Raw genomic sequence first — 2,945 nt, forward strand, 5'->3', positions numbered from 1 at the left:
CCGGCCGGGACCGGGCCGCCGCCCGGGCGGGCACCTAGGAGAACGTGCGGGCGGGGCGCCCACCGACGGGGGCCCGCCCCTCACCGCTGTCCGCTGCTCAGCTCTCCGCCCCCCGGCCCCTCGGCCCGCGCAGGGCGGGACGGGCCGACGAGATCCGGTGCCGCACAGCGGCCCAGCGGGCCGACGCCGCCCAGCCCACCCGCACGGCCGAGCGCGGGGCGAACCGGGCGCGCAGCCGCGCCGCCCGGCCGGCCGAGGCCCCCAGCCCGGCCGCCACCAGGTACACGTCCTGCGCCAGTCCCGTGACCGGACGCGGACGGGGAGCGTAGAGGACCTGCTCCACGGCGTCCGCCACCCGGTGCACGGCCGCGGCCGCCGTCGGATCGAGCTCCCCGAGCCGGACGACACGGGCCGCCGCCCTGCGCGGGGTCTGCGACTCGTCCGGCGCGACGCCGTAGTCCCACGCCGTGTCCGTCAGCTCCCGCCAGGCCGCCAGGGCGCGGGCCGCCGCGTCCGCCGCGCCGCGGCCGCGCGCCCCGAGCCGCAGCGCCCGCTGACGGGTCCGCCACAGCAGCGGGCAGAGGGGTGCCACCACGACCAGCAGTCCGGCCAGCGCCCAGGCCAGCCGGACGTACCACTTCGGGCCGTCGTCGTGCGTGGCGAGCGCGGCCTGCGGGGACTCGCTCGCGCAGGCGTCCAGCTTCTTGGCCTGGGCCGTGCAGCTCTCGCTCGCCGACGCGGCGGCGGACGGTTCCTCCGAGACCTCCTGGGACGGGCGGGCGGTGTCCGGCAGCGTGGTGCCCGGCGAGTCCGGCACGGTGTACGACGGTATCGAGCCGCGGTTCGGGGTCGGCTCGAAGCGGGTCCAGCCGACGCCCTCGAAGTACAGCTCCGGCCAGGCGTGCGCGTCCCGCAGACCCACCGACACCGTCCCGTCCGCCTGCGGGGAACCCGGCGCGAAACCGACCGCTACCCGGGCCGGTATGCCCAGGGAGCGGGCCATCGCCGCCATGGCGAACGAGAAGTGCACACAGAAGCCCTGCTTGTCCCGCAGGAAGCGGGCGATCGCCTGGGAACCGCTGCCGACCTGCACGTGGGTGTCGTACTCGAAACCGCCGGTGATCGCGAAGTACTCCTGGAGCCTGACGGCCCGGTCATAGGCGTCGGTGGCGCCCGCGGTGACCTCCCGGGCGAGTTCGGACACGACGCCCGGCAGCGAGTCGGGCAGCTCGGTGTACTCGCGTTCCATCGCCGCCGAGGGCTTTGGCGCGGTGGCCAGCTGCTCCGCCGTCGGCCGCACCTCCAGGCTTTTGACGTCGTACGTCAGACCCCGGGTGCTCTGGCCGTGGTCGCCGACCAGGGTCATGCCGACCGGTTCGTACCGCCAGGCGCCGCTGACCAGCACGCCGCTCGGCGGGTAGGGCATCGGCAGCCAGTCCTGGGCGTACCAGTCCGCCGCCGAGATCGTGGTCCGCGTCTCCCTGCGCTCGACGTCGGGGCCGAGTCCGGGAGGCGTGGGGAAGGCGCCGTCCGGAACGGAGGTGATCTGCCGCCTGGAGGGCTTCCAGGTGGTGCCGTCGAAGTCGTCCAGGGAGACGACCCGCAGGTAGAGGTCCGAGATGTCGCTCGACTCGGTGCGGACGGTCAGGACCTGGCGGTCCTCGTCCACGTTCAGGCTGTCGCGCAGGGAGACCAGCGGGTTCACCGCCGAGATGGTGCCGCCGCCTCCGTCACCGGAGCCCACCCCCGCGCCGGTGCCGTCCAGCAGGCCGCCGTCCATCGCGGGCAGGCCGAGCGGCACCACCAGGGCGACGCCCAGCGCGACCACGCCGATCCGCCGGCCGGCGCGGACCGGAGCGAGGGCACGGGCCGGCCCGGCGCCCGGGGCGCGGGGGGCACCGCCGAAGACCCGGCCCCACTGGGAGAGCCGCTCGCGGCCCTCGGCCAGCAGCAGCATCAGATAGCCGGCCGCCGCGACCAGGAACCACAGCCAGTCGGTGCCGCCGTCCGACAGCCCCGCGGCCACCGAGTACAGCGCCAGCAGCGGCAGACCGGCCGGAGCCGCGCTGCGGAAGGTCACCGCGAGGGTGTCCACCAGCAGGCCGATCACCAGCACGCCGCCGACCAGCATCAGCCGGATGCCGTCGGACTCCAGCGGCGCGGGGATCGCGTACCGCGCGATGTCCTCGCCGCCCTGCCGCAGCAACGCGGCGAAGTGCCGGAAGGTGTCCGGGCCGGGGACCAGGCCGGCGAAGGACTGCTCGCGGGCGAAGGCCAGCGTCAGCAACAGCAGCGCCGCCAGGGCCTGTGCCGCGACGGTCAGCCACCGGGCCGACGGCACCCGGCGGACCGCCGCGCCCACCCCCGACTGGATCGCCAGCAGCAACGCGGCCTGCACGATCCAGACGGCCGGATCGACCAGCGGCAGCAACGCGCACGACGCCGTCAGCGTGGCCGCCCACGCGCACAACACCATCCGTGCCCGCCCGCTCATCGGACACCCTCCCGTCCGGTCACCGCGGCCGGGCGCGGGTACGGGGGGCCCGCCGATCCGGACGGTCTCGCCCCCGCGGGCCGGTCAGGTCTCAGGTCTGCTGTCCGCGCGGGCCGGTCAGGTCTCAGGTCTGCTGTCCGCGCGGGCCGGTCAGGTCTCAGGTCCGCTGTTCCCGCGCGCCGGTCAGGCCTCAGGCCCGCCGCCCGCGCCCGCCCGGCCTGCGCCGGCCGTACCCGCCCGCCGGCCGTCGTGACCGGCGCGACCCGCGTCCGCCCGTTCCTCACAAGCCCTCCCCGCCGCTCGCCGGCGTGAGGCCGGAGCGTTCCTGTTCCGCCCGGCGCCACCGTTCCTTCAGCGACGCCCCGCGTTCCACACTCACGGCCGTCCAGCCGGACTCGCGCAGCATCCGCAGCCGCTCCTCGTGGTGGCCCGAGGGGCCGGGGGCGTCCGC

1 protein-coding gene and 1 pseudogene are annotated in these 2,945 nt (G+C 76.4%); both read right to left on the reverse strand.

The window, feature by feature from the left end; translation table 11 throughout:
• Window positions 1–97: 97 nt before the first annotated feature.
• Window positions 98–2,494: a transglutaminase TgpA family protein gene (locus ACY1JF_RS25660; protein WP_462707611.1), complete on the reverse strand. Its 2,397-nt coding sequence runs from the start codon at window positions 2,492–2,494 to the stop codon at window positions 98–100.
• Window positions 2,495–2,774: 280 nt separating this feature from the next.
• Window positions 2,775–2,945, reverse strand: a pseudogene (locus ACY1JF_RS25665) (DUF58 domain-containing protein); the annotation flags it as partial.

The sequence above is a fragment of the Streptomyces sp. SYSU D01066-1 genome (genome assembly GCF_054956795.1).